Here is a 19874-nt window from a genome sequence, read left to right on the forward strand (position 1 = left end):
CGGCCGTGGCCGGTCAGCTCAGGTCGACCGGCACGAAGATCTGTGCATTATCGCGCTGGATCAGCAGAGCAAGACTGTTGCCCGCCCCCTTGACCGCGTCGCGCAACTGCTCGGGGCTCGTGACCGGGCGGCCATTGACCGCGAGGATCACGTCGCCGGGCTGGATGCCCGCGTTGGCGGCCGGCCCGCCGGCCTGCTGCACGATCAGGCCATGCGACAGGTTGGCGGCACTGCGCTCCTGCGGCGACAGCGGACGCACCGCGACGCCCAGGCGCCCCTGCTCGACCGGCCCGCCGTCGTTCGACGCGAGCTTCGCGTCGGCCATCGCACCGAGCGTCACGCTGATCGACTTCTTCGACTTGTCGCGCCAGATCTGCAGGTCGGCCTTCGAACCCGGCTTCAGGTTCGCGATCTGCGCGGGCAGCGACGTCGAATCGGCGACCGGCGAGCCGTTGACCGCCAGGATCACGTCACCCGGCTGCAGGCCGGCCTTCGCGGCCGGGCCGTTGGCATCGACCGAGCTGACGAGCGCGCCGTCCGGCTTCTGCAATCCGAACGAGCTCGCGAGCGTCTGGTTCAGTCCCTGCACGGCAACGCCGAGGCGGCCGCGGCTCACGTGGCCCGTCTTCACGAGCTCGTCCTTCACCTTGATCGCCTCGTTGATCGGGATCGCGAACGACAGGCCCTGGAAGCCGCCCGTCTGCGAGTAGATCATCGAGTTGATGCCGATCACCTCGCCCTGCAGGTTGAACAGCGGGCCGCCCGAGTTGCCGGGGTTCACCGGCACGTCGGTCTGGATGAACGGCGTGTAATTCTCGTCCGGCAGCGCGCGCGACTTCGCGCTGATGATGCCCGACGTGACCGTGTTGTCGAAGCCGTACGGCGAACCGATCGCGACGACCCACTGGCCGACCTTGCTCTGCGCCGGGTCGCCGATCTTCACGGTCGGCAGGCCGCTCGCGTCGATCTTCAGCACCGCGACGTCCGACTGCTTGTCGGAGCCGACGACCTTCGCCTTGTATTCGCGCTTGTCGGTCAGCTTGACCGTGACAACGTTCGCGCCGTCGATCACGTGCGCATTGGTGAGGATGTACCCGTCGGAGCTGATGACGAACCCGGAACCAAGGCTCGCGCTCGGCTGGTCGTCCGGCTGCGCGTCGCCGCCCATGCCCGGCACCTGGCCGTAGAAGTGCTTGAAGAACTGGTAGAACGGGTCGCTCGGATCGATCGGCAGCTGCGGCTGCGGCACGCGCCGCGACACCTGCTTCACGACGTGCTTCGCGCTGATGTTCACGACCGCCGGGCCGTAGGTCTCGACGAGCCCGGAGAAATCGGGGATGCCGGTCTTCGCGGCCGCTTCGGCCGGCATCAATGCGGCGGCCTGCGCGGGCGTGATGATCTGCGGATCGGCGCGGCGGGTGCCGGCGACATAGCCGGCGGACAGGGCGGCCGCCACGGCGACCGCGACGGCGCCGCGCGCAAGGAATCGGGTGTTCATCGTAGGACCTCCTCTTTGTTAGGACGCAGCGTAACGACCCTGACTTAAAGGAGGCTTAATCAGCCTTAAGCGGGGCTTAAGCGGCTGCCGGCGCCCGCGCCGGGGCGTGCTTCACACGGATTCGGACGGCTGCGGCGCCTCGGCCGGCATCTCGGCATCGCGAAACACGACGCTGACGAGCAGGCCGCCCGCGGCCGCGTCGCCGAGCGACACCGTCGCACCCTGCTGCGCGGCCACGCGCTTGACGATCGCGAGCCCGAGCCCGCTGCCCGACACGTCGGTGCGCGCCCGCGCGGAGCTGTCGCGGTAGAAGCGGTCGAACACGCGTTCGCGCTCGTCGGCCGGAATGCCGGGCCCGCTGTCGCCGATCTGCACGCACGCGCGGCCGGCCGCGTCGCGGGTCAGCGATACGTCGATGCGGCCGCCGTCCGGCGTGTACTTCACCGCGTTGTCGAGCAGGTTGCCGAACATCACGCGCAGCGCGCCGACGTCCGCGACCACGCTCGCCGCGCGCGTCTCCTCGAAGCCCAGATCGATGTCGTGCCGTTGCGCGAGCGGCGCAAGCGCTGCCACGCATTCGGCGAGCAGCGCCTGCAGGTCGACCGGCTCGCGCATCGTCGCGCCATCCGGTTCGGCGCGGGCGAGCGCAAGCAGTTGCTCGGTGAGGCGCGTCGCACGCGACACGCCATCCTGGAGATCGGCGATCGCCTCGCGGCGCGACGCGTCGTCCTTCGCACGGGCGACGAGCTGCGCCTGGATCTGCACGGCCGCGAGCGGTGTACGCAGTTCGTGCGCGGCATCGGCCACGAAGGCCTTCTGCGTGTCAAGCGCGGCCGCCAGCCGCGCGAGCAGGCCGTTCAGCGCGCGGACGAGCGGCTGCACCTCGAGCGGCAGGCGCCCATCGGGCAGCGCGTCGAGCGCTTCCGGCCGGCGCGCCTCGACCGCGCGCGTCACGCGACCGAGCGGCGCGAGCCCGCGTCCGACGATCACCCACACGGCCGCGCCGAGGAACGGCAACAGCACGATCAGCGGCCACAGCGTGCGCAGCGCGACGTTCGCCGCGAGCCGGTTGCGCACCGACAGCGGCTGCGCGAGCTGCACGACGTTGTCGCCGACGATCGCGCCGTACACGCGCCATTCGCCGCGATCGGTGCGTTCGGTCGAGAAGCCGAGCTCCGCGCGCGGCGCGATCGGCGCACGCGGATGCGAGAAGTACATCAGCACGCCGTTGCGGTTCCAGATCTGGATCACGATGCCTTCGTCGCCGTTGGTGCGCGAACCGAACACCTGCGAGAACGGCTCGGACGGCAAGGCCGCGGCGATTTCCTGCAACTGGTAGTCGAACAGTTCGTTCGCTTCGGCGAGCGCCTGCCGGTAGATGAGCCAGCCCGCGAGGCCCACGCCCGCGACGACGATCGCGAGCAGCCAGATCAGCAATTGATGACGAATCGACCTCACGCGTCAGCTTTCCTTGACGACCATGTAGCCGAGCCCGCGCACGTTGCGGATCAGGTCCGAGCCGAGCTTCTTGCGCAGCGCGTGGATGTAGACCTCGACCGTGTTGCTGCCGATCTCCTCGCCCCAGCCGTACATCTTCTCCTCGAGCTGGCTCTTCGACAGCACCGCGCCCGGCCGCGCGAGCAGCGCCTCGAGCAGCGCGAACTCGCGCGCGGACAGCGCGACGGGCGCGCCGTCGAGCGTCACCTGGTGCGAAGCGGGATCGAGCGTCAGCGCGCCGTGGCGGATCAGCGATTCGCTGCGCCCGGCCTGGCGGCGGATCAGCGCGCGCATCCGCGCGCCCAGCTCATCGAGGTCGAACGGCTTGACGAGGTAGTCGTCGGCGCCCGCGTCGAGCCCCTTCACGCGATCGGCCACCGCGTCGCGCGCGGTGACGATCAGCACCGGCAGCGCCAGCCCGCGTGCGCGCAGCGTGCGCAGCACGTCGATGCCGTCGCGCTTCGGCAGGCCGAGATCAAGCAGCAGCAGGTCGTACGTCTCGCCGCCGAGCGCCGTCAGCGCGGCGTCGCCGTCCTGCACCCAGTCGACCGCAAAGCCGTCCGAGCGCAGCGCCTTGCGCACGCCTTCGGCAATCATTCGATCATCTTCGACAAGCAGAATCCGCATCGGGACAGGCATCCATGGGGCGAGTCAAACACGCCGACCATTGTAGCGCCGCGAACCGGGCGCGCGGCACCGTGCAATGCAACAGAAAGGCGGATTGCAAGGGGGCTGTCCGGACTTGTCTCTACAATGTGCGCTTTGGCGCCGCGCGCGCCCTGCCCGAACGTCGTGCTTCCCCCGTATTCGCTCATGCCGATTTCCGATCTTTCCACCCGGTTCGCCCCCCGCGCCCGCGTCTGCCTGAAGGCGGCCGCCATCGTCGCCACCTGCACGGCCCTCGCCTTCGCGCCGCCCGCGCAGGCCCGCAAGAAATCCCACAAGGAAGCACGCAAGACGACCGTCGTGTCGCCGGCCGCGCGCGCGGCCGGCCTGCCGGCGTCCGTGCTCGTCGCGCTGCAGCGCGCGAAGGTGCCGGCGTCGGCGATGAGCGTCGTCGTCGAGCGCGTCGGCGATCCGGAGCCGCTGATCGCGTGGAATGCGAGCCGGCCGATGATGCCCGCCTCGACGATGAAGCTCGTGACGACCTTCTCGGGGCTGTCGATCCTCGGTCCCGACTACCGCTGGCGCACGACCGCCTACACGGACGGCACGATCGACCCGGACGGCACGCTGCAGGGCAACCTGTACATCAAGGGCACCGGCGATCCGAAGCTCGTGCCCGAAGAGCTGATCGATCTCGTCGACAAGCTCCGCAAGGCCGGCGTCAAGCGCGTGGCCGGCGGCCTCGTGCTCGACAAGAGCTACTTCGCGACCTCGACGCGCGATCTCCCTTCGTTCGACGACGATGCGAGCGCGCCGTACAACGTCGGCCCCGATCCGCTGCTGTACGCATTCAAGGCCGTGTCGTTCACGGTCACGCCGGGCGACGACGGCAAGGTGGCCGTCGACGTGCTGCCGCCGCTCGCGGACCTGTCGATCGACAACCAGCTGGTCGAAGGCTCAGGCTCGTGCAGCGCGGCCGCCGCGGCCGCGCGCCCGACGCTGACGGCCGGCGGCGGGATCATGACCGCCTCGTTCGCGGGCGACTACCCGCTGCGCTGCGGTGCGCACACGACCAACCTCGCGATCCTCGATCACACGACGTTCTTCGCGCGCGGCTTCCTCGCGCTGTGGCAGCAGGACGGCGGCACGATCGCCGGGCCCGTGAGCGAGGGCAAGGTGCCGAGCGCCGCGCGGCCCCTCGCCGTGCATCACAGCCCGGTGCTCGGCAGCATCGTCTACGACATCAACAAGTTCAGCAACAACGTGATGGCGCGCAACCTGTTCCTGACGATCGGCGCGGTCAGCGGCAAGCCGCCCGCGACGCCCGAGCAGTCGAGCCGCGTGATCCAGGCGTTCCTGCAGAAGAACGGCATCGCGATGCCCGACCTCGTGCTCGAGAACGGCTCGGGCCTGTCGCGCGAAGAACATGTGAGCGCGCTGTCGCTCGCCGCGCTGCTGCAGGCCGCGAACGCGAGCCCGGTCGCGCAGGCGTTCGTCGATTCGCTGCCGATCGCCGGCATCGACGGCACGATGAAGAACCGCCTCACCAACGCCGGCGTGCTCGGCAACGCGCACATCAAGACCGGCACGCTGCGCGACGTGCGCGCGATCGCCGGCTACGTCGCCGGTGCGGACGGCCAGAGCTACATCGTCGTGAGCTTCATCAACAACGATCACGCGGAAGCCGCACGCGCCGCGCACGACTCGCTGCTCGAGTGGATCTACGCCGGCGCGCACTGACGTTGCCGCACGCCGCGACATACGGCGCGCCGGTGGCCTGCTGCCGGCGCGTGTCGGCCCGCCTCGGCCTCGGGGCGGCACCGCGCAGCGGGTCGCCCTGACGCGCCGCCGGGACGGCCTGCCAGCGCCTGCGCACACCGAATCCCGCCCTCTCCGGTTTGAAACGCCGGCCGCCACCCGCGCACGACATATCGCGCGCCACCCACGTCCGCAAAACAGGGCCACACCGCCCGCCCCCGTGCCGCGCGGCTTCCGTACAAACCCTGTCCTCAGAGGGAACCCTCTACGCTGCCCCCTCGCCTAGCGCCTGGCGATTGCGTAGGCTGTTGGCCTGACCGATATCTACAACGGGCCACACGCCCGGCCTCAAGGCTTGCAGGGGAAAGAAGGAGACACGCCCATGCGATTCGACGTCGAATTGCTTCTGCTCGCGCTGGCGCCCGTCTTCCTGCTCTGCATCGCGTGGGAGGCCTGGCACCTCGCCCGCACCCGTGCGCACGATGCTGTCTATGCGTGGCGCGACACGCTGTGCAACGCGGCGCTCGCGCTGATGCACCAGGGCGCCGACAAGATCGCGTGGCTGTTCGTGATCCCCGTCTATGCGTACTGCTACCAGCACTATCGCCTGTTCACGTGGCATGACGGCTGGCTGTCGTTCGCGGTGCTGTTCGTCGCGCAGGATTTCCTCTACTACGTCTTTCATCGCGCGAGCCATCGCGTGCGCTGGCTGTGGGCCGCGCACGTCGTGCACCACTCGTCCGAGCGGATGAATTTCTCGACCGCGTTCCGCCAGAGCCTGATGTACCCGGTCGCGGGAATGTGGGTGTTCTGGCTGCCGCTCGCGTTCGCCGGTTTTCCGCCGCAACAGGTCGTCGGCATCGTGCTGATCAACCTCGCGTTCCAGTTCTTCGTGCATACGCAGGCGATCGGCAAGCTCGGCTGGCTCGAATACGTGCTGAACACGCCGTCGATCCACCGCGCGCACCATGCGCGCAACCCGCGCTACATCGACCGCAATTACGCAGGCGTCCTGGTGATCTGGGATCGCCTGTTCGGCAGCTATGTCGAGGAAACGCCCGACGATCCGCCGCAGTACGGGATCGTCGAGCGGCTAGGCTCGAACAACCCGCTCGTCGCGACGTTCCACGAGTGGGTGTCGATGGCCGGCGACGCGTTGCGCGTCGCCGGCTGGCGCAACAAGCTGCGCGCGATTTTCGGCCCGCCCGAATGGGCGAGCGCTTATCATGCGCAGATTGCCGAGGCCGCGAACCCCGATCCGCGCACCATGCCGCTTGCGGCCGCGCGAGACCAATAAACCGTTTCAGCCAACGGCCGCCGCGCAGCCCGAAACCGAGCAGGCACGCGGCAGATGAGAAACACATCAGGCCATATCTACGAGGAGATCGAACGATGCAGACACAACAACACGCACCCGCCCGCACCCGTCAGCGCATGCTGCGCACCGCGCAGCTCGCGATCGCCGGCGCCGCGCTCGCGCTGCTCGCCGCGTGCGGCGGCGGCGGTGACGACAACAACAACAGCGCATCGAACACGCCGCCGTCGGGCGTGAAAATGCAGGTCGTGTCGTTCGGCGACAGCCTGTCCGACGCGGGCACCTACTCGCAGATCAAGCTCGGCTTCGGCGGCGGCCGCTTCACGACCAACCCGGGCCAGGTGTGGACGCAGAACGTCGCGCAGTACTACGGCGACACGCTGCAGCCCGCGAACCAGGGCGGTTTCGGCATTCCGCTGCAGGCCACCGGCGGCCTCGGCTACGCACAGGGCGGCTCGCGCGTGACGCAGCAGCCGGGCATCGGCCACGCGGACGCCAGCGTGCCGAATTCCGATTACGCACAAGCGACCACGACGCCGATCGCCGACCAGGTCAAGCAATACGTGTCGCAGCACGGCAGCTTCAACGCCGGCCAGATCGTGCTGCTGAACGGCGGCGCGAACGACATCTTCTACCAGGTCGCGGCGCTGCAGGCCGGCGCGATCACGCCGACGCAGCTGCAGCAGAACATCGGCGCCGCCGCGCAACAGCTCGCGGGCATCGTGCAGCAGATCGTCGCCGCCGGCGCGACGCACGTGTTCGTGTCGAACGTGCCGGATATCGGCGGCACGCCGCTCGCGCTCCAGGGCGGCTCGCAGACGACCCTCACGCAACTGTCGATGCTGTTCAACGGCACGCTCGCCGCGACGCTGCAGGCACTCAAGGTCGACACGACCAAGTACGTGCTGCTCGACACGTTCACGTGGCAGGACGGCATCCTCGCGAACTACAAGGCGAACGGCTTCGCCGTGTCGAACACCGACACCGCCTGTAACCTGAAGGCGATGGTCCAGGCTGCCACCCAGTACGGCGTCGCGAACGCAACCGCATTCGGCTCGTCGCTGTTCTGCTCGCCGCAGACCTACACGGTCGCGAACGCGGATCAAACCTACATGTTCGCCGACACGGTCCACCCGACGACGCGCCTGCATGCGCTGTTCGCGCAGTTCGCGCAGTCGAAGATCGCGGCCTCGGGCGTCGGCAAGTAAGCCGCCGGCCACGCGCCCAAACGAAAACGCCCGACCGGTTTGCCGGTCGGGCGTTTTTTCATTCGTGAACCGCGACGGGTATCAGTCGCGCGCTTCGAACGCGGCGGCCGCGCGGCCGAGGCGATCGTTGACCGCGATCCATTCGACGGTCTCGGGCAGCTTCTCGACGAGAATCCGCGCCACCTGCGCGCGGTCGAGCGCACGCAGCATCCCGTACAGGTCGCGCGCATACGCCTGCGGATCTTCCGGCGCCGCGACGAAATGCACGCCGTCAGCCTGCGCCCAGCGTCCCGCGCGCGATGCGCGTGCGACGAGCGCGACACGCTCGCCGTCGGTCTGCGCGGCCGCGAGCAGCGGCTCGAGCGCGTCGAACGGCAGCAGCGCGAGCGGCGTGCGCGGCGCGTAATGCGCCTTCAGCGTGCCCGACGCGCGCGGCGCGGTCGCGTCGCTGCCGTCCGGCAGTTGCGGTGCGCGACCGAGCACGGCGGCGATTTGCTGCGGCGTCACGTGGCCCGGGCGCAGCAGCGCCGGGAAGCCGCGCGACAGGTCGAGAATCGTGGATTCGATACCGACTTCCGATGCGCCGCCGTCGAGCACGTGCACGGTGTCGCCGAATTCGTCGCGGACGTGCTGCGCGGTGGTCGGGCTCACATGGCCAAACCGGTTCGCGGACGGCGCAGCCACGCCGCCATGCCCGCCGCGCCGCGCGCTGAACGCGGCCAGCAGCGCCTGTGCGACCGGATGCGACGGACAGCGCAGCCCGACCGAATCCTGGCCGCCGCTCACGGCGTCCGGGATGCGCGCGTGGCGCTTCAGGATCAGCGTCAGCGGGCCCGGCCAGAACGCATCGATCAACGCCTGCGCGTCGGCCGGCAGATCGTCGGCCCAGTAGCCGGGATCGCCGCCCGGCGGCAGGTGCACGATCACCGGATGATTCGCGGGCCGCCCCTTCGCCGCGTAGATGCGCGCGACGGCCTCGGGATTCGCCGCATCGCCGCCGAGCCCGTAGACGGTTTCGGTCGGAAACGCGACGAGCTGGCCCGCGTCGAGCAACGCGGCGGCCGCGTCGATCTGAGCAGCCGTCACGGCGTTCGGGAGATCGATGGACATCGGCTGGCGTCTCAGTCGAGCGGCACGCGCAGCAGCTGCGCGCACGCGGTGGCCGCGGCAACGGCTTCGTCGCGCGTTTCGGCCGTGAAGTTCACGTGGCCCATCTTGCGGCCGACGCGCGCGTCTTCCTTGCCGTACAGGTGCAGGTGTGCGGTCGGCATCGCCGCGACCGTGTCCCACGGCGGCGTGACGGCATCGGCCGCCGCACCGTTCGGGAACCACACGTCGCCGAGGATGTTCAGCATCGCGGCCGGCGAATGCTGGCGCGGGTTGCCGAGCGGCATGCGCGTCATAGCACGCACCTGCTGCTCGAACTGGCTCGTTGCGCACGCATCGACCGTGTAGTGGCCGGAATTGTGCGGGCGCGGCGCCATCTCGTTCGCGACGAACGAACCGTCTTCCAGCACGAAGAATTCGACGCACAGCACGCCGACGTAGCCGAGCGTATCGGCGATCCGCACGGCGGCCTGCTGCGCCGCTTCGACACGCGCGGCATCGGCGGCCGGCGCGGGCACGACCGTCAGCGCGAGGATGCCGTTGTGGTGCGCATTCTGCGCGAGCGGGAACGCGGCCGAGCGGCCGTCCGCGCCGCGCGCGATCAGCGCCGACACTTCGTATTTCAGCGGCAGGCGCTTTTCGAGCACGCACGGCACGCCGTTCAGCGCCGCATGCGCGTCGCGCACTTCCTGCGCGGTGCTCACGCGCACCTGGCCCTTGCCGTCGTACCCAAGGCGCGCCGTCTTCAGGATGCCCGGCAGCACCGCGTCGAGCGCGGCATCGTCGAGCGCGGCGAGCGCCGCCGACGATTCGATCACGACGTGCGGCGCGACGGGCACGCCCGACGCTTCGATGAAGCGCTTCTCCGCGATCCGGTCCTGCGCGACCGCGACACAGCGGCCGGCCGGTGCAACGAACGTCGTGCGCGCGAGGAAATCGAGGCTTGCAGCCGGCACGTTCTCGAACTCCGTCGATACCGCGTCGCACAGGTCGGCCAGTTCGGCGAGCGCGGCTTCGTCGTCGTAGGCCGCGCGCAGGTGGCGGTCGGCGACCGCGCCGGCGGGGCTCGTCGGATCGGGATCGAGCACGGCGACGCGATAGCCCATCGACTGGGCGGCAAAGCAGAACATGCGGCCGAGCTGGCCACCGCCGACCATGCCAAGCCACGCGCCGGGCAGGATCGGGGAAACGGAATCAGGAGTTGCGGTCATGTCAGTGGTCGGTCGCGGCGGGCGCTGCCCGCCGCAAGTGGGGAGGTCAGGCAGCCGCTCGAATGGCCGGGCGGCCGCCGGTGCGCCGTCATTCCAGCGGCGGCAGCACCATCGCGTGCGCGGCTTCGTTCTGGCGCACGCGGAACGCGGCGAGGCGGTTCGCATAGTCGACCGAATTGCCGGACAGGATCGACACCGCGAACAGCGCGGCATTTGCAGCGCCGGCTTCACCGATCGCGAACGTCGCGACGGGCACGCCCTTCGGCATCTGCACGATCGAGTGCAGCGAATCGACACCCTTCAGGTACTTGCTCGCGACCGGCACGCCGAGCACCGGCACCGTGGTCTTCGCGGCCAGCATGCCGGGCAGGTGCGCGGCGCCGCCGGCGCCCGCGATGATCGCGCGCAGCCCGCGCTCGCGCGCCTTCTCCGCATAGTCGAACATCTCGTCGGGCATCCGGTGCGCGGACACGACCTTCGCTTCGTACGGCACGCCGAATTCCTGCAGGATGGCGACCGCATGCTTCATCACGTCCCAGTCGGAACTCGAACCCATCAGCACGCCGACGAGCGGCGCGCTGTGCGTGTGGGCAGTCTGAACTTCGCTCATGTGTTCCGTTCCCCGATCAGGCCAGCGACTGGCCCGTGATGCGCTCGAGCGCTTCCTGGTACTTCGCGGCCGTCTTCTCGACGACGTCGGCCGGCAGTGCCGGCGCCGGCGCCGTCTTGCCCCACGGCTGCGCCTCGAGCCAGTCGCGCACGAACTGCTTGTCGAACGACGGCGGGTTCGTGCCGACTTCGTACTGGTCGGCCGGCCAGAAGCGCGACGAATCGGCGGTCAGCACTTCGTCCATCAGGTACAGCTGGCCGTGGTTGTCGAGGCCGAATTCGAACTTCGTGTCGGCGATGATGATGCCGCGCGTGGCCGCGTAGTCGGCCGCTTCCTTGTACAGCTTGATCGAGATGTCGCGGATCGTCGCGGCCAGCTCGGTGCCGATGCGGCGCTCGGTTTCCTCGAACGTGATGTTCTCGTCGTGCTCGCCCATCTCGGCCTTCGCGGCCGGCGTGAAGATCGGCTCGGGCAGCTTCTGCGCGTTCTGCAGGCCTTCCGGCAGCTGCACGCCGCACACGGCGCCCGACGCCTGGTATTCCTTCCAGCCGCTGCCGGCCAGGTAGCCGCGCACGACCGCTTCGATCATGATCGGCTCGAGGCGCTTGACGACCACGCCGCGGCCCTTCACCTGCTCGACCTCGTCGGCGGCGACAACCGTTTCCGGCGCGTCGCCCGTCAGGTGGTTCGGCACGATGTGCGCGAGCTTGTCGAACCAGAAGTTCGCCATCTGGTTCAGCACGCGGCCCTTGTTCGGAATCGGCTCGCCCATCACCACGTCGAATGCCGACAGGCGATCGGTCGTGACGATCAGGAGCTTGTCGTTGCCGACCGCGTAGTTATCGCGGACCTTGCCGCGGCCGAGGAGCGGCAGCGAGCGGAGCGTGGATTCGTAGAGGGTAGACATCGTCTTTTCGCAGATAAGGAGCCAAACAAAAAGGGAAACGCCGTTCCCCGCGGCAGGCGGGAACGGCGGTCTTGCAATACGTCGGCGAACCGGCCGGGCGACGGCGCCCGGGCGGTTGCCGGCCGGCCCTCGTTCGGCCGGACGGAGCGGCTGCGGGGCCGGATCAGATCCGGCCGGACAGCCTTGCCGTTGCCCACATCGGGCGCGGCAATCGTACTACAGTCTCAGCGCACGACCTGTGCGAGCGCGCCGGACTTGTACTGCTCGGCGATCTTGTCGAGTGCCACCGGCTTGATCTTGCCGGCCTGGCCTTCGCAGCCGAACGCGAGGTAGCGATCGACGCAGACCTGCTTCGCCGCTTCGCGCGCGGGCTTCAGGTAGTCGCGCGGATCGAACTTGCCCGGGTTCTCGAACAGGTAGCGGCGGATCGCACCGGTGATCGCCAGACGCAGGTCGGTGTCGATGTTGATCTTGCGCACGCCGTGCTTGATGCCTTCCTGGATTTCCTCGACCGGCACGCCGTAGGTTTCCTTCATGTCGCCGCCGAATTCGCGGATCTCGGCCAGCAGTTCCTGCGGCACCGACGACGAACCGTGCATCACCAGGTGGGTGTTCGGGATGCGCGCGTGGATTTCCTTGATGCGCTGGATCGACAGGATGTCGCCCGTCGGCTTCTTCGAGAACTTGTACGCGCCGTGCGACGTGCCGATCGCGATCGCAAGCGCATCGCACTGCGTGAGCTTCACGAAGTCGGCGGCCTGCTCCGGATCGGTCAGCAGCTGCTCGCGGGTCATCGTGCCTTCCGCGCCGTGGCCGTCTTCCTTGTCGCCCTTCATCGTCTCGAGCGAGCCGAGCACGCCGAGCTCGGCTTCGACCGTCACGCCGATCGAGTGCGCCATCTCGACGACCTTGCGCGACACGTCGACGTTGTACTCGTACGATGCGACCGTCTTGCCGTCGGCTTCCAGCGAACCGTCCATCATCACGCTGGTGAAGCCGCTGCGGATCGCGGCCATGCAGACTGCCGGCGACTGGCCGTGATCCTGGTGCATCACGACCGGGATGTGCGGGTACGACTCGACCGCTGCTTCGATCAGGTGGCGCAGGAACGGCTCGCCCGCGTACTTACGCGCGCCGGCCGATGCCTGCATGATCACGGGCGCGCCGACCTGGTCCGCCGCCGCCATGATCGCCTGGACCTGTTCCAGGTTGTTCACGTTGAAGGCCGGCAGGCCGTAACCGTGCTCTGCCGCGTGGTCCAGCAATTGACGCATTGATACGAGAGGCATTGTGGAACTCCATGGAATGAAAACCGGTGCGCCCTGACGCCGGCGCGGCGCTCGCTCCCGGTCGAACCCGGGGTGGCGCGGCGCGGCTGAGCGTCGAATAGCCGCATTTTATCGCGAAGCGCCTCCGATTCCGACCGCCCGGTGGCGCCGACTCGCAATTTGTTACGTTCGCACGGCACAATGCGGGCAAAAATGAGAAAAAAAGCCGCGCGGGGCTTCGGACCCCACGCGGCTTTCGCGCGAAAAACGGTGCCGGATCGATTTTTCAGCCGACCCGGGCGGCCGGCCTGCAGGCCGACCCGAGATTCAGCGGGCGCTCAATAGTGCTCGCCAACCCGCACGATCTTCAGCGTGTTGGTGCCGCCCGCCTGCCCCATCGGCTCGCCGACGGTCAGCACGACCATGTCGCCGTGCTGCACGTAGCCCTGCTTGACGACGATCTCGAGCGCCGCCTGCAACGCCGAGTCGCGGTCGCTGTTGAAGTCGACGTGCAGCGGCGTCACGTTGCGGTACAGCGCCATCGTGCGCTCGCTGCCGACGCGCGGCGTCAGCGCGAAGATCGGCACGTGCGTGTAGTGACGCGACATCCACAGTGCGGTCGCGCCCGATTCGGTCAGCGCGATGATCGCCTTCGCCCCCAGGTGGTACGCGGTGAACAGCGCGCCCATCGCGATCGACTGGTCGATCCGCGTGAACGTGCGGTCGAGGAAATCCTTGTCCAGCTCGACTTCTTCCGACTTTTCCGCCTCGACGCACACGGCCGCCATCGTCTCGATCGTGACGACCGGATACTTGCCGGCGGCCGTCTCGGCGGACAGCATCACCGCGTCGGTGCCGTCGAGCACCGCGTTCGCGACGTCCGACACTTCCGCGCGGGTCGGCACCGGCGCGTGGATCATCGATTCCATCATCTGCGTCGCGGTGATCACGAGCTTGTTCGACTCGCGCGCCATCCGGATCATCCGTTTCTGCAGCGCCGGCACGGCCGCGTTGCCCACTTCCACCGCGAGGTCGCCGCGCGCGACCATGATGCCGTCGGACGCGTCGAGAATGCTTTGCAGCGCCGGAATCGCTTCCGCACGCTCGATCTTCGCGATCATCTTCGGCTTGATGCCGTACGGCGCGCCCGCGATGTTCGCGAGCTGGCGCGCCATTTCCATGTCGGTCGCGTTCTTCGGGAACGACACCGCCACCAGGTCCGCGCCGAGCGACATCGCGGTGCGGATGTCTTCCATGTCCTTCGCAGTCAGCGCGGGCGCCGACAGCCCGCCGCCCTGGCGGTTGATGCCCTTGTTGTTCGACAGCTCGCCGCCCACCTTGACGATCGTGTGGATCTCGTCGCCGAGCACGCGCTCGACGGTCAGCACGATCAGGCCGTCGTTCAGCAGCAGCAGGTCGCCCGTGCGCAGGTCACGCGGCAGCTCCTTGTAGTCGAGCCCGACGCGCTCGTCGTTGCCCAGCTCGCAGCCCGCGTCGAGGATGAAGGCCTGGCCCGGCTCGAGCGTCGTCTTGCCGTTCTCGAACTTGCCGACGCGGATCTTCGGGCCCTGGAGGTCGGCCATGATCGCGATCTCGCGGCCGACCTTGCGGGCGGCCTCGCGCACCATCTCGGCGCGCTGGCGGTGATCGTCGGCCGTGCCGTGCGAAAAATTGAGCCGCACGACGTCGAGGCCCGCCTGCATCATCTGCAGCAGAATCTCCGGCGAACTGGAAGCCGGGCCGATCGTGGCGACTATCTTGGTGGCGCGCTGCATGAAACTCCTCATCTGGATCAAGGTGGATGCGCTGGGTGAAACGCTGCGAGAGCCGGAAGCGGCAGGCCCAGCGGCCGCCGCTCCGGGGGGCGTGCCGGTGCTTGCGCCCGGCATCGCTTTGTTCTGAATCTCGTGGTGCTGCTCGGCCGCGTCGCCGGCGGCCGCCGGTGCGCGCGGGGCGGTGTTCGCCCGCGCGGGCGCGCGTTTGCGCTTGCCCGCGCCGGCCGGCTGCTCCGCTTTCGCGGAGCGCGCGGCCTTCGTCACCCCTGCGCGCGCCGCCACGCTCAGGCCGCCCGCGTTTCCAGCACTTCCACCGCCGGCAGCTTCTTCCCCTCGAGGAACTCGAGGAAGGCGCCGCCGCCCGTCGAGATGTAGCTGACCTGGTCATGGATGCCGTACTTCGCGATGGCCGCGAGCGTGTCGCCGCCGCCCGCGATCGAGAACGCGGACGATTTGGCGATCGCTTCCGCGAGCGTCTTGGTGCCGTTGCCGAACTGGTCGAACTCGAACACGCCGACCGGGCCGTTCCACACGATCGTGCCGGCCTTCTCGAGCTGGCTCGCGAGCGCCTTGGCGGTATCCGGGCCGATGTCGAGGATCATGTCGTCCGCTTCGATGTCGGCGACCTGCTTCACCGTGGCCGCGGCCGTCGGCGAGAATTCCTTGGCCGTCACGACGTCGGTCGGGATCGGCACCGACGCGCCGCGCTCGCGCGCTTCGTCGATGATCGCCTTCGCCTCGTTGACGAGGTCGGCTTCCGCGAGCGACTTGCCGATCGACAGGCCGGCCGCGAGCATGAACGTGTTCGCGATGCCGCCGCCGACGATCAGCTGGTCGACCTTGCCGGCCAGCGACTTCAGGATCGTGAGCTTGGTCGACACCTTCGAGCCGGCGACGATCGCCACCAGCGGGCGCGCCGGGTTGCCCAGCGCCTTGCCGAGCGCGTCGAGTTCGGCAGCCAGCAGCGGGCCCGCGCACGCGACCGGCGCGTACTTCGCGATCCCGTGGGTGGTCGCTTCCGCGCGGTGCGCGGTGCCGAACGCGTCGTTCACGTACACGTCGCAGAGCTTCGCCATCTTCTGCGCGAGCTCGTCAGAATTCTTCTTCTCGCCCTTGTTCACGCGGCAGTTCTCGAGCAGCACGACCTGGCCCGGCGCGACGTTCACGCCGTTCTCGACCCAGTTCGACACGAGCGGCACGTCACGGCCGAGCAGCTCGGCGAGGCGCTTCGCGACCGGCGCGAGCGAATCTTCCGGCTTGAATTCGCCCTCGGTCGGGCGGCCGAGGTGCGACGTGACCATCACGGCCGCGCCGGCGTCGAGCGCGGCCTGGATGGCCGGCACGGACGCGCGCACGCGCGTGTCTTCGGTGATGTTGCCCTGGTCGTCCTGCGGGACGTTCAGGTCGGCACGGATGAATACCCGCTTGCCGGCGAGCTGGCCGGCGGCGATCAGGTCGGTAAGACGCTTGACTTGGCTCATGTTGAACAAATTGAAGTAGTGGATGGGGAAAGGGGGTTCACGCTGGACGTGCGCGGGCTGCCGCGAAAGGGCGCCGGATGCGGCCGTGGCTGGCGGTTCGCATGACGCGCACGGGTAAAAAATCTCGAACGGGCATTCTAGCCGATCCACCCGGCAGACTGACCCGCGGGCGGCGAATTCCGCCTATTTGGGATCGCGCGCGGGAACGGACCCATTGCCGCAATGCAGCAATGCATCCGCGCGAGCGGCCGGCGCCCGGCGGGCCGGAACGGCGGCCCATCAGAAGATCAGGCGCAGCACGGTGAATACGAGCATCCCGACGACGATCGTGCCGAGCATGCTGCGCCGCCACAAAAACCAGCCGAGGCCGGCGAGCGCCGCGTAGAACGGATGGTTGGACAGCGCGAACGACAACCCGGCCGGCGTTTCGAGCACGTCGGGCAGCACGACGGCGACCAGTGCCGCCGCCGGCGCGTAGCGCATCGCGCGCTGCGCGCGCTCGGGCAGCACGGTGCGTTCGCCGCCGATCAGGAACAACGCGCGCGTCACGGCCGTGACGATCGTCATCCCGATGATGACGATCCAGATTTCCGTCGCGCTCATCAACTACTCCTTGAAATGTTGCCATCGATGGCGGGCAAGAAAGACATACCCTTGACAGGCAGCTTCTTCCATCGACTAGGATCACCGGCATGATTCTTGTCTATCGCTACCGGGTGAAGTCGCTCAACGGACTGCTCAACAAGCAGAGCCGTGCGGTGAACTATGTCTGGAACTTCTGCAACGACACGCAGAAACATGCCCTGAAGTGGAACAAGAGGTGGCCGACGGGTTTCGATCTGAACGTACTGACGACGGGCTGCAGCAAGATACTCGGCATCCACTCCGGCACGGTCAACGCAACGTGCGAGCAATACGCGAAGTCGCGCAATCAGCGCCGTCGGCCTTACTTGCGCTATCGCGGCAAGAAATCTCTTGGCTGGGTGCCGTCGAAGGGGCGTGACCTGAAGCGCGAAGGCGACGCATTTCGCTTTGCCGGCAGCACCTTTCGCGTGTTCAACAGCCGGGCGCTTCCCGAAGGCAAGATCAAGGACGGAACCAACTTTGCGCAGGATGCGCGCGGCAATTGGTTCTTGAACATCGTGATCGAGATGCCAGATGTTCAGGCCCGCCCGATCCGTTCCGGCGTCGGCATCGATCTCGGCCTGAAAGACTTCGCCACACTTTCGACGGGCGAGAAGCTGCCGAACGACCGGTTCGGCCAGCGAGCGGCCGATAAGCTGGCAAAGGCCCAGCGAGCGCGAAAGCACAAGCGACATATCGCGAAATTGCACGCCAAGGTGGCGAATGCGCGTGCTGATTTCCAGCACAAGTTGGCGCTCGATTTGGTGCGGCGCTTCGATTACATCGTGGTCGGCAGCGTGTCGCCCGCGAAACTCGCCACAACCCGGATGGCGAAGAGCGTCTACGACGCATCCTGGTCGTCCTTCCGAAACAAGCTCCGTTACAAGGCGATCGCGCACGGGGCCACGTTCGAGGAAATCGACGAAAGCGGTTCCACCCAGTCCTGTTCGGCGTGCGGGTCGAAAGACAGCACGACGCGGCCGAAAGGTATCGCGGGACTGCGAGTAAGAGAGTGGGCCTGCGATGGCTGTGGTGTCGTGCATGATCGAGATACCAACGCTGCTTTGAACATTCTCCGATGCGGACGTGCATCGCCAGCTGTGGGAATCCGCCCCCTTTAGGCGGCGGAGGACGTCAATCGATTTCCTTTTCGTGCACGGTTTCGGTGCGAATGCGCCGCCAGTCGGCCCGCTCGACGAAGAAATCGGCCGTGCAGCCGGCCGCGAGCGCGGCGAGCACCGCGAGCGGCAGCGCGAGCCGGTACGGCAGGTCGAACGCGACGAGCGACACGACACCGGCGACCGCGACGGCCGCGAGCGTCGAGCGGTTCGCGACCGCCGACACCATGATGGGGATCAGCGCGAGCGTGCCGGCCAGTTCCAGCCCCCAGCTCGCGGGAAAGAAGCTCGCGAGCAGGATGCCGGCGAGCGACGACACCTGCCACGACAGCCAGCTCGCGAGCGCCATCCCCCAGAAATACGCTTCCTTGCCGGGCACGTGGCCGTACGCAAAGCCCTGTTTCTGGAACAGCAGGTAGATCACGTCGCCGTTGAAATAGCCGATCGCGAGGCGCCGCCAAAGCGGCAGGTAGGAAAAATGGGGAGCAAGCCCGGCGCTGAAGATCACGAAGCGCGTGTTGACCATCGCAGCCGTGAGCAGGATGGTCCAGATCGGCAGCTTCGCCGCGAGGAGCGGCAGCACCGCGAGCTGCGACGAGCCCGCGTAGACCAGCAGCGACATCGCGCTCGCCTGCCAGAGGGTCATGACCGACTTGCTCATCGCGATGCCGGTGACGAGCCCCCACGAGAAAATCGCCATCAGCGTCGGGGAATAGTCGCGCGCGCCCTGGATCAGCGCGAAGCGGTCGGTGGCGGACAATCGAGCGAGCATGGGAAGCGGGCCGCAGCGGGCGGTTCGTCGGGGCGCCGGCGCCTCCTGCCGGGTCGACCCTTCGTTATTGGAATCGGTACCGGGCGATTATAGCGCCGGCCCCGCGCCGACCGACCGGATCGCCTTCAAATGACGCTAAAATATGCGTCTTTCCGGCTCAACGCTGCATACAACCGCATCCCAGGAGAAATCTATGTCAATGGCCGACCGCGACGGCAAGATCTGGATGGACGGCAAGCTGATCGACTGGCGCGACGCCAAGATCCACGTCCTGACCCACACGCTGCACTACGGCATGGGCGTCTTCGAGGGCGTGCGCGCGTACAAGTCGGCCGACGGCAGCACCGCGATCTTCCGCCTGTACGAGCACACGAAACGTCTGCTGAATTCGGCGAAGATCTTCCAGATGGACGTGCCGTTCGACCGGGAAACGCTCGAAGCCGCGCAACTCGCAGTCGTGCGCGAGAACCAGCTCGAGTCGTGCTACCTGCGCCCGATCATCTGGGTCGGCTCGGAAAAGCTCGGCGTGGCCGCGAAGGGCAACACGATCCACGTCGCGATCGCCGCATGGCCGTGGGGCGCGTACCTCGGCGAGGAAGGCCTCGCGAAGGGCATCCGCGTGAAGACGTCGTCGTTCACGCGCCACCACGTGAACGTGTCGATGGTGCGCGCGAAGGCGTCGGGCTGGTACGTGAACTCGATCCTCGCGAACCAGGAAGCCACCGCCGACGGCTACGACGAAGCGCTGCTGCTCGACGTCGACGGCTACGTGTCGGAAGGCTCCGGCGAGAACTTCTTCCTGGTGAACAACGGCAAGCTGTACACGCCCGACCTGTCGTCGTGCCTCGACGGCATCACGCGCGATACCGTGATCACGCTCGCGAAGGACGCCGGCATCGAGGTGATCGAGAAGCGCATCACGCGCGACGAGGTCTACACGGCCGACGAGGCGTTCTTCACCGGCACGGCCGCTGAAGTCACGCCGATCCGCGAGCTCGACAACCGCACGATCGGCAGCGGCGCGCGCGGCCCCGTCACGGAAAAGCTCCAGTCGGCGTTTTTCGATATCGTGTCGGGCAAGAACGCGAAGTACGCGAACTGGCTGACGAAGGTCTGAGC

General features: G+C 68.0%; 18 protein-coding genes. 6 read left to right on the forward strand and 12 right to left on the reverse strand.

Features of this window, described 5'->3' with window-relative positions; all coding sequences use genetic code 11:
• Window positions 1-13: 13 nt before the first annotated feature.
• The 3 genes from QZM35_RS19925 to QZM35_RS19935 all read right to left on the reverse strand — a co-directional run bounded on the left by QZM35_RS19925 (window position 14) and on the right by QZM35_RS19935 (window position 3622).
• Complete coding sequence (locus QZM35_RS19925; RefSeq protein WP_089426229.1) at window positions 14-1498, reverse strand: DegQ family serine endoprotease; 1485 nt, start codon at window positions 1496-1498, stop codon at window positions 14-16.
• 111 nt (window positions 1499-1609) lie between these two features.
• Window positions 1610-2956: an ATP-binding protein gene (locus QZM35_RS19930; protein ID WP_089426230.1), complete on the reverse strand. Its 1347-nt coding sequence runs from the start codon at window positions 2954-2956 to the stop codon at window positions 1610-1612.
• A 3-nt stretch (window positions 2957-2959) separates the two neighbouring features.
• Window positions 2960-3622 (reverse strand): response regulator, encoded by a 663-nt coding sequence (locus tag QZM35_RS19935; protein ID WP_021164091.1) that lies wholly within the window; start codon window positions 3620-3622, stop codon window positions 2960-2962.
• Between the two features lie 186 nt (window positions 3623-3808).
• Here QZM35_RS19935 and dacB point away from each other — a divergent pair, with 186 nt between their 5' ends.
• The 3 genes from dacB (at window position 3809) to QZM35_RS19950 (ending at window position 7882) form a co-directional block, all read left to right on the forward strand.
• On the forward strand, window positions 3809-5341 hold the full coding sequence (gene dacB, locus QZM35_RS19940; RefSeq protein ID WP_089426231.1) for a D-alanyl-D-alanine carboxypeptidase/D-alanyl-D-alanine-endopeptidase: 1533 nt from the start codon (window positions 3809-3811) through the stop codon (window positions 5339-5341).
• 400 nt (window positions 5342-5741) lie between these two features.
• Window positions 5742-6656, forward strand: coding sequence for a sterol desaturase family protein (locus QZM35_RS19945; protein WP_206150456.1), 915 nt, complete (start codon window positions 5742-5744; stop codon window positions 6654-6656).
• 95 nt (window positions 6657-6751) lie between these two features.
• Entirely contained in the window at window positions 6752-7882 is a 1131-nt protein-coding gene (locus QZM35_RS19950) for an SGNH/GDSL hydrolase family protein (protein ID WP_089426233.1), read from the forward strand.
• A gap of 81 nt (window positions 7883-7963) precedes the next feature.
• On the opposite strand, the gene QZM35_RS19955 is transcribed toward QZM35_RS19950, so the two are convergent.
• The 6 genes from QZM35_RS19955 to pyk form a co-directional block, all read right to left on the reverse strand.
• Window positions 7964-8992: an L-threonylcarbamoyladenylate synthase gene (locus QZM35_RS19955; RefSeq protein WP_089426234.1), complete on the reverse strand. Its 1029-nt coding sequence runs from the start codon at window positions 8990-8992 to the stop codon at window positions 7964-7966.
• A gap of 11 nt (window positions 8993-9003) precedes the next feature.
• Window positions 9004-10200 (reverse strand): 5-(carboxyamino)imidazole ribonucleotide synthase, encoded by a 1197-nt coding sequence (locus tag QZM35_RS19960; protein WP_089426235.1) that lies wholly within the window; start codon window positions 10198-10200, stop codon window positions 9004-9006.
• 88 nt (window positions 10201-10288) lie between these two features.
• Window positions 10289-10810 (reverse strand): 5-(carboxyamino)imidazole ribonucleotide mutase, encoded by a 522-nt coding sequence (gene purE / locus QZM35_RS19965; RefSeq protein ID WP_039360624.1) that lies wholly within the window; start codon window positions 10808-10810, stop codon window positions 10289-10291.
• A gap of 16 nt (window positions 10811-10826) precedes the next feature.
• Window positions 10827-11717: a phosphoribosylaminoimidazolesuccinocarboxamide synthase gene (locus QZM35_RS19970; protein WP_089426236.1), complete on the reverse strand. Its 891-nt coding sequence runs from the start codon at window positions 11715-11717 to the stop codon at window positions 10827-10829.
• A 224-nt stretch (window positions 11718-11941) separates the two neighbouring features.
• Window positions 11942-13006 (reverse strand): class II fructose-bisphosphate aldolase, encoded by a 1065-nt coding sequence (gene fba / locus QZM35_RS19975; protein ID WP_034189083.1) that lies wholly within the window; start codon window positions 13004-13006, stop codon window positions 11942-11944.
• Between the two features lie 317 nt (window positions 13007-13323).
• Window positions 13324-14760: a pyruvate kinase gene (pyk, locus tag QZM35_RS19980; protein ID WP_039360687.1), complete on the reverse strand. Its 1437-nt coding sequence runs from the start codon at window positions 14758-14760 to the stop codon at window positions 13324-13326.
• On the opposite strand from pyk, the gene QZM35_RS19985 reads away from it, so the two are divergent.
• Entirely contained in the window at window positions 14759-14887 is a 129-nt protein-coding gene (locus QZM35_RS19985) for a hypothetical protein (protein ID WP_256093618.1), read from the forward strand. The two genes, pyk and QZM35_RS19985, sit on opposite strands and share 2 nt — an antisense overlap.
• A 157-nt stretch (window positions 14888-15044) precedes the next feature.
• Here the strand turns inward: QZM35_RS19985 and QZM35_RS19990 are convergent, their stop codons facing one another.
• Window positions 15045-16241, reverse strand: a complete 1197-nt coding sequence (locus tag QZM35_RS19990) for a phosphoglycerate kinase (protein ID WP_069257480.1) — start codon at window positions 16239-16241, stop codon at window positions 15045-15047.
• A gap of 279 nt (window positions 16242-16520) precedes the next feature.
• Window positions 16521-16844 (reverse strand): AzlD domain-containing protein, encoded by a 324-nt coding sequence (locus QZM35_RS19995; RefSeq protein WP_089426237.1) that lies wholly within the window; start codon window positions 16842-16844, stop codon window positions 16521-16523.
• An 89-nt stretch (window positions 16845-16933) separates the two neighbouring features.
• On the opposite strand from QZM35_RS19995, the gene QZM35_RS20000 reads away from it, so the two are divergent.
• Entirely contained in the window at window positions 16934-17986 is a 1053-nt protein-coding gene (locus QZM35_RS20000; RefSeq protein WP_301776667.1) for a transposase, read from the forward strand.
• Between the two features lie 13 nt (window positions 17987-17999).
• Here the strand turns inward: QZM35_RS20000 and QZM35_RS20005 are convergent, their stop codons facing one another.
• A complete protein-coding gene (locus tag QZM35_RS20005; protein WP_089426239.1) occupies window positions 18000-18755 on the reverse strand; it encodes an AzlC family ABC transporter permease in 756 nt (251 codons plus the stop codon).
• Window positions 18756-18948: 193 nt separating this feature from the next.
• On the opposite strand from QZM35_RS20005, the gene QZM35_RS20010 reads away from it, so the two are divergent.
• Window positions 18949-19872, forward strand: a complete 924-nt coding sequence (locus tag QZM35_RS20010; RefSeq protein WP_089426240.1) for a branched-chain amino acid transaminase — start codon at window positions 18949-18951, stop codon at window positions 19870-19872.
• Window positions 19873-19874: the final 2 nt, after the last annotated feature.

It is taken from the genome of Burkholderia sp. AU45274 (genome assembly GCF_030482505.1).
In the GTDB taxonomy this organism is placed as follows: Bacteria; Pseudomonadota; Gammaproteobacteria; order Burkholderiales; family Burkholderiaceae; genus Burkholderia.

Coding starts and splice junctions, on each gene's coding strand:
- QZM35_RS19990 (WP_069257480.1), bottom strand. CDS start 16,241: ATGAGCCAAGTCAAGCGTCTTACCGACCTGATCGCCGCCGGCCAGCTC.
- QZM35_RS19985 (WP_256093618.1), top strand. CDS start 14,759: ATGAAACTCCTCATCTGGATCAAGGTGGATGCGCTGGGTGAAACGCTG.
- QZM35_RS19945 (WP_206150456.1), top strand. CDS start 5,742: ATGCGATTCGACGTCGAATTGCTTCTGCTCGCGCTGGCGCCCGTCTTC.
- pyk (WP_039360687.1), bottom strand. CDS start 14,760: ATGCAGCGCGCCACCAAGATAGTCGCCACGATCGGCCCGGCTTCCAGT.
- QZM35_RS19970 (WP_089426236.1), bottom strand. CDS start 11,717: ATGTCTACCCTCTACGAATCCACGCTCCGCTCGCTGCCGCTCCTCGGC.
- QZM35_RS19960 (WP_089426235.1), bottom strand. CDS start 10,200: ATGACCGCAACTCCTGATTCCGTTTCCCCGATCCTGCCCGGCGCGTGG.
- dacB (WP_089426231.1), top strand. CDS start 3,809: ATGCCGATTTCCGATCTTTCCACCCGGTTCGCCCCCCGCGCCCGCGTC.
- fba (WP_034189083.1), bottom strand. CDS start 13,006: ATGCCTCTCGTATCAATGCGTCAATTGCTGGACCACGCGGCAGAGCAC.
- QZM35_RS20000 (WP_301776667.1), top strand. CDS start 16,934: ATGATTCTTGTCTATCGCTACCGGGTGAAGTCGCTCAACGGACTGCTC.
- QZM35_RS19925 (WP_089426229.1), bottom strand. CDS start 1,498: ATGAACACCCGATTCCTTGCGCGCGGCGCCGTCGCGGTCGCCGTGGCG.
- QZM35_RS19955 (WP_089426234.1), bottom strand. CDS start 8,992: ATGTCCATCGATCTCCCGAACGCCGTGACGGCTGCTCAGATCGACGCG.
- QZM35_RS20005 (WP_089426239.1), bottom strand. CDS start 18,755: ATGCTCGCTCGATTGTCCGCCACCGACCGCTTCGCGCTGATCCAGGGC.
- QZM35_RS19995 (WP_089426237.1), bottom strand. CDS start 16,844: ATGAGCGCGACGGAAATCTGGATCGTCATCATCGGGATGACGATCGTC.
- purE (WP_039360624.1), bottom strand. CDS start 10,810: ATGAGCGAAGTTCAGACTGCCCACACGCACAGCGCGCCGCTCGTCGGC.
- QZM35_RS19935 (WP_021164091.1), bottom strand. CDS start 3,622: ATGCGGATTCTGCTTGTCGAAGATGATCGAATGATTGCCGAAGGCGTG.
- QZM35_RS20010 (WP_089426240.1), top strand. CDS start 18,949: ATGTCAATGGCCGACCGCGACGGCAAGATCTGGATGGACGGCAAGCTG.
- QZM35_RS19950 (WP_089426233.1), top strand. CDS start 6,752: ATGCAGACACAACAACACGCACCCGCCCGCACCCGTCAGCGCATGCTG.